General features: G+C 54.2%; 3 protein-coding genes. 2 read left to right on the forward strand and 1 reads right to left on the reverse strand.

The window, feature by feature from the left end; genetic code table 11:
- The first annotated feature begins 668 nt into the window (after positions 1–668).
- Together ABYT07_RS17900 and ABYT07_RS17905 are read left to right on the forward strand one after the other, a co-directional pair.
- Positions 669–1,862: a hypothetical protein gene (locus ABYT07_RS17900; RefSeq protein ID WP_372993385.1), complete on the forward strand. Its 1,194-nt coding sequence runs from the start codon at positions 669–671 to the stop codon at positions 1,860–1,862.
- A complete protein-coding gene (locus ABYT07_RS17905; protein WP_372993386.1) occupies positions 1,856–2,266 on the forward strand; it encodes an adenylyltransferase/cytidyltransferase family protein in 411 nt (136 codons plus the stop codon). The genes ABYT07_RS17900 and ABYT07_RS17905 overlap by 7 nt, the downstream gene beginning before the upstream one ends.
- Positions 2,267–2,603: 337 nt before the next feature.
- Here the strand turns inward: ABYT07_RS17905 and ABYT07_RS17910 are convergent.
- Positions 2,604–6,492, reverse strand: a 3,889-nt coding sequence (locus tag ABYT07_RS17910) for a VCBS domain-containing protein (RefSeq protein ID WP_372993387.1), incomplete at its 5' end; no start/stop codon positions are given.

Raw genomic sequence — 6,492 nt, forward strand, 5'->3', positions numbered from 1 at the left:
ACAACATCGAAGGTGCCACCGGAAACGGTCTTGCACCGGGTCTTGGTGTCCCCGCAGAGTAAACGCTGCGAGGTAACATTATCAGGGGCGTTGCATCTGCAGCGCCCCTTTTTTTATTGCAGCTGTCGGGGTGCGAAAAAGGGCTGCATCGCGCGGTGTTGCGCAGCACTGTCGCACAAGTGGTCGCCGATGCAGGACGAAAGAGCTGACGGCGATGGACCTGAACTAGGTATCACTGGCGCATGGTCTGTCCCTTTCTGGGCCGACAACAAACTCAGGGCCAAAGGTATTTCTATCCGCCCACGCTCTCGCAGCGTCCCGAACATTCTGACTAAAACCAAGGCGCTTAGGGTCGCCGATAGGACCCTAAGTATTCCGCGTATGGCGTTGGAAAACTTGGGGGCAGGTCACAAGCCACAAAGCCGAAGAAGCCGCTCGAGAAGTGAAAGGGCACTTCAGGCATCGACTATATAAGCGTTTTTGCAAGCGTTTGAAAAATAACGCAGACGCTTGGAAAAAGTTCTCGCGCGGTAGAGACGAACTGGCTAGCGTCGAGGAAAAATATAAAAACTGGCAAAAAATTGCTAGGTATCAGGCATTGATACGGGCAGATTATAATGAATAGAGGTATTAGGCATTCACTGCCTCAAGACTGATACCCTGAGGTATTGAGCAAGAAGTTAAACATTAAGCGTGAACCAGAAAACTATAGCTTAAACGTGGGCGGGTATTGCGTTGTCGACAAGACATTTGGCGCGGTACCGATGTTAAAGGTAACCTATGCGGATCGACATCTTGATGTTAAATTCCATGACAAGCATACTGGCCGGCTAGACCGGAATTTCCGGGATCAAAGTCTGAATTGTCGCGCATGTCGCTTTAACGATATTAGAATTGAAGCCCGAGAATTACCTGCGACATTAAGCGTTGTGTCAGAGGACCAAACGAAGGAAATTCCGCTTGTTGTTTTCGACTATAATAGCATCAGCCGCATCTGTGACCTATTGGATGACCAGATAGAACACAAAAAGGTTGATCTTGATCTTCTTAATGATGAATTTGTTGCCCTTTCCAGGCAAGATAAGGAAACAGAGGAAGGGCAACTGCTTGGTGCTGTCTTGGGGGTTATTCGTCACGGCTATGAAGAGCATTTCGAGGCTGAAATGCTTGCTCTTCGTAGCTGTTTTTGGCGCAACAGAACCCATCGAGAATATCCGAATTTTCTGGCGCTGCTTAACAAAGCGATCAAGCCCAGGGAATTTAATGCCCATGGCGTGAGCCTGAAATTTGGAGATGCCGATATCCAGCCAGCGTTCTGGCGCAATCTACGTGACTTTATTGACTTCCTGAGTGAAGAGTTCGGACCTGCATTCGTTGTGTCTGGAACCTTATTGGGTCTTGTCCGTGAGGGGCGGCTTTTACCCCATGACGACGATCTGGATATTGCGATCCTACTTCCTGCAACCTCGGCCGCCGAGGCAGCCGAACAATGGTTGGGGATCAAAAACACGCTCTTTGCTAGGGGGATTTTAAACGAAAACTTGTTTGCAATAAAAAACCCACCAGTTCTAAAACCAAAGCGTATAGATGGCGTTCCCATCGATCTGTTCCCTGCTTGGATCGAGAACGAAAAACTCTTTGTTTATCCGCATACTTTTGGTGATCTGACACCAGCCGATGCCTTCCCCATTAGATATGATGTGAGAACCCAAACTCCGATCCCCGCCAAGCCCGAAAAGATGCTCGAAATCAACTACGGACAAGATTGGCGTATTCCCAACACATCCGCAAAGCTTCCGTGGCAAATGTGGAACAAGAACTATCGCCAGTTTCTAAATGCGCAGGCATTTGAAAAATGGTGAAACGAATTATTACCTACGGAACATTTGATTTGTTTCATGTTGGGCACGTCCGTCTTCTTAAACGGCTCAAAGCTTTGGGGGACGAACTTTATGTTGGCTGTGCGACAGATGAATTCAATTCAGTCAAAGGCAAGAAATCAATTATCCGTTTTGAAGAACGTATTGAGATCTTAAGCTGTTGTCGTTACGTCGATCGTGTTTTTGCGGAAAAAAACTGGCCTCAAAAGCCGGATGATATCAGACGGTTTGATGCACATGTGTTTGGTATGGGCAGCGATTGGGAAGGCGAATTCGACTGGCTTTCTGACATTTGCAAGGTGGTCTACCTAAGACGCACGGAACACGTGTCAACGACACAGCTTATTCACCACGTTAAAGCAAGCCCCGCGCGCAGCTATGCCTAGTGAGGTAGTCCTGCCTATTTGACCGCTTTGCGGCGCAGCTAGGATGTAATCTGGTTGGTTTCGTGCCGCCTTCTGGGTTGTATCCAGTTCAAAGAATGCTTCGGTTCTGGCGCGGCCTCTGACGACGGTGGCCCAGTCACCGGTGGCACCGGTGCAAACCCGGCACGACCGGATTGCGGTCCTTCGCCGATCGCTGTCTCAGGTTTCAGGTTTCAGGTTTCAGGCGCACCGGTCGAATTGGATACGGAAAGCTAAGGCATCGTTTGCTTTGTGACGCCGCAATGAAAAAAGGCCGGAGGATTTGCATCCCCCGGCCTTTCCAATTCAGAACGTCCGATCAAATCAGGTTCAAGTCATCGCCATAGATCACATAGGCTTCTGAGTCGCCGTTGTTTGACGTCCAATCTGCCACCAGAATATCCGCAATGCCATCATCGTTGATGTCCCCGGCTGCCGAAACGTCTACCTCGCCGTTCATGCCATCGATCTTGAAGCCGTCCGCCGCAGTCATCAGCGCCAGTTCCAGCTCTGCCTCAAAACCGGTGTCAGACCCGTAAACCACGTAAGCATCGCCACGGGTCGAGACCAGCAGATCGTCGATGCCGTCGTTATTGACATCGCCTGCATCGGACACCGCCTGCATCCGGGCACCGCTGTCTGCGGGATCGGCCTTGATGGTGAACCCGTTGGACCCGTCCAGATCATTCCGGTTCTGGGCCCAGTCCGGTGACGCCGCATCATCGCCAAAGATCACAAAAGCATCGCCGCTGCGGCCGCCGATGATCAGATCATCCAAACCATCAGCATTGACATCGCCCGCGTTCGACACGGTCATGCCCACGCCATCGAATGTATCAAGACCGTTGAATTCAAAACCATCCGCGGCAGCAAGACTGTCAACATTGACAGAACCCAGCCCCGCCTTGCCAAACACCACATAGGCGCTGCCATCAAAGGCGTTGATGTTTGACTTGGTACTTTCAGTCACAACCAGATCGTCAATCCCGTCACCGTTCAGATCGCCCGCACCACTGACACGGTTGCCGATAACGCCCGTGCTGCCCTGCCCGGTAATCTCGATCCCGGCGATGGCGGTGCCGATTTGATCAGCGTTGAACTGCTGTGGCAGCGCCGCACCAGTGCCAAAAACAACATAGGCTTTGCCGTTTGAGGTCGCTGTCGAGATGATCATATCATCCAGACCATCACCATTCACGTCCCCCGCGCTGGAAATGTCATTGCCGAACTCGCTGTCAAAGTTTCCACCGGAGATGATGGAAACCTCGTTCGCCGACAAGGTCGCGGGATAGACATTCGCGGACATGGGTGCCGCCTTGCCATAAAGGATATAGGCCTGCCCTTCGCGCCCGCCTACGCCATTTGGATCGCCATAGAATGCGCTGACGGCAAGATCATCAAACCCGTCCCCATTCATGTCGCCAACACCGGTGATCGCATTGCCCAACAGGTCGCCAATTGACCCGCCAAAGCTTGCACCGGGAATGGTAAACCCGTTTGCGCCATTCAGATCGCCAGGCGTCAAGCCCGCAGGCAAGCCCCCCGAAGCCCCGAAGACAACATAGGCAGCGCCGTTATCAGACGTACCATTCGGGCCGTTATTGGCAGCCCCCACGGCAAAGTCATCTACACCATCGCCGTTGAAGTCGCCGATATTGGCAACCCGCATCTGGACGCCAAGACCAATGTCGTTCTCGGCCTCGATCCCGGTAAAGGCAAAACCTGTGCTTTGGCTGATCGTAGTGACGTCAAACAAGGTCCGCGCGTCATCGGCACCGTTGATGGTGACGCTGATCACCTGTGTCGCCGTCCCGTCTGCCGAGGTCACGGTAATCGTGTCGGTCAGCGTATCGCCATCATCAAGTGCCTGCACATCCGTATTGGTATTGTCCAGCGTATAGCGCCACGCGCCGTCGGTGCTGACCTCAAAGCTGCCATAGCCGTTGTCCCCCGCCGTGCCTGCCGCAATCGCTTGCAGCGTGGCTTCGCCAGTGTCGGCATCGGTGATGGTCAGCTGGCCAGAAGCAACCGGATCACTATCCAGCGCTTGCGTCCCGATGATGCCGGTCGGGCCATAGATGTTGCCCTCAAAGTCAACGAAATTGCCATCCCGGTTAAGATTGAACACATAGGCAGAACCGGAATTGATGCCGTTGTCGTCGTCCAACCGCGCACCCGTCAAAATCGTGCTGCCATCGGCAGAGACAGAAACGCTAAAACCGAATTGATCGCCCGCGGCACCGTCGGCTGCGGTTAACTTGGACAAAAGAACGCCCGCGCGATTAAAGACATAGACAGAACCGGAACTGCTTCCTTTGTCATCATCCCCGAACGCCCCAAGCACAATGATCGTGCCATCAGCAGAGACTGCAGTGCTGAAGCCAAGATAGTCATTGTTGACCCCATCCGGAGCAGTCAGCTTGCGGACCAAGCTGCCATCGCGGTTATACACGTAGGCAGAACCAGAATTGCTGGCACCGCCGTCGTCGTCCAGTCTGGCACCGATTACGATGGTATTGCCATCTCCGGATACAGAAACACTTTCGCCAAACCAATCGCTCAACGCTGCATCAAAAGCTGTCAGTTTGGTCACCAGACTGCCATCCGCATTGTAAACATAGGCAGAGCCGGTATTCGTTGCGGTGTCGTCGTTCAGATAAGCTCCGACCACGATGGTGCCACCATCATCCGAAACAGCGGTTGATATTCCATAGTAATCACTACTGCCTGCATCAAACGCTACCAGCTTTTGCTCTTGCTGCCAGGATGTGCCGTCATAACGATAGGTATAGGCCGAACCGGTGTTGGAACCTCCTACATCATCCAGATAGGCCCCGACCACGATTGTGTTACCATCACCTGAAACCGAGGCACTAATCCCGAAGCGGTCCCCTGACGACGCATCAGATGCGGTCAGTTTGGTGACATAGCTGCCATCACGGCTGAACACATAGACAGAGCCGGAACTGCTGCCCGCGTCGTCATCTTCGCGTGCGCCGACAACAATCGTGCCGCCATCCGCCGAGACATCGACGTCCCAGCCGAACAAATCACTTGCAGCCCCGTCAGGTGCAACAAGTTTGGCCACAAGGCTGCCGTCGCGGTCAAAGACATAGGCTGCACCGGCATCGGTTGCGCCAGCGTCATTCGAATAGCTCCCGACAACAAAAATGCTGCCATCCGCAGAGACCGCACTGTTATACCCTAGGTACTCATTCGCGGCCCCGTCAAAGGCGGTCAGTTTATTGGATATTACCCCGCCGTCCTCATTGACGTCGCCTGCCGCGACACCGCCAATTTCGGCGATGTCGTTCACTGCTGCCACGTCAATCACAACAGAGGCGCTGTCGACCAGCGCGCCACCCGCACCGGTGTTGCCTTGGTCGTCAACTGTGATGTTCAGCGCATCAAAGCCGTTGAAGTCCTGATCGCCGGTATAATCCAGCGCAGCAAGGGCCGCGTTCACATCGGCAACCGTGCCGGTAAAGGCCAGCGTACCGTCGGACCCGTCCGCATCGCTTTGCGTCAACCCTGCTGTGTTGCCCAGCGTCAAGACACCGTTTCCGACCTCAAGCGTGACCGAAACCTCGCCTGCATCCGCATCGACATCCGATATGGAAACGCCGCTGAAGGTCGCCGTGCCGTCCTCGTCAACATCCAGCCCGCCCGAGATCACCGTCGCGTCGATATCCCAGCCCGGGTTGCCGCCCACCCCGGTCGCGTCGCCGCGATAGGACATGACGGCCTGATCTTCGGTCAGGGTGTAGTTGAAGATCCGGTTATCGCCCGGTGCAACCCTGAAATAAGGCTCCAGTAGCTGACCGCCTTCGCCGCGCAGGAAGAATGAGATCCCCGATTGCGCAACGCCCGTGATGTCAAAGCTCAGCGTATCGCCGGCAAGAAACTCTGCATTGGCAGTGATCGTCCGGCCCTGACCATACGCCTGTGCCGTATCCCAGACATCGTCCTGATTGACCAGGATCGACCCCGCAGATGTCGCGCCAAGGATCACAGGCGCGTCGTTCACCGCCGTCACGGTTATTGGCACAGCTTTGGAAACCGTTTGGACGCCACCGGTCCCGGTTTGACCCAGATCGCTGACCTCAACGCGGATCTCGTCCGCACCGTTGAAGTCGGCATCAGGCACATACATCAGCGATCCAAGCGCTTGGTTAACGGCAAGCAGGTCACCCTGCAAGGTCACGCTG

It is taken from the genome of Sulfitobacter sp. (assembly GCF_041552635.1).
Classification (GTDB): Bacteria; Pseudomonadota; Alphaproteobacteria; order Rhodobacterales; family Rhodobacteraceae; genus Sulfitobacter.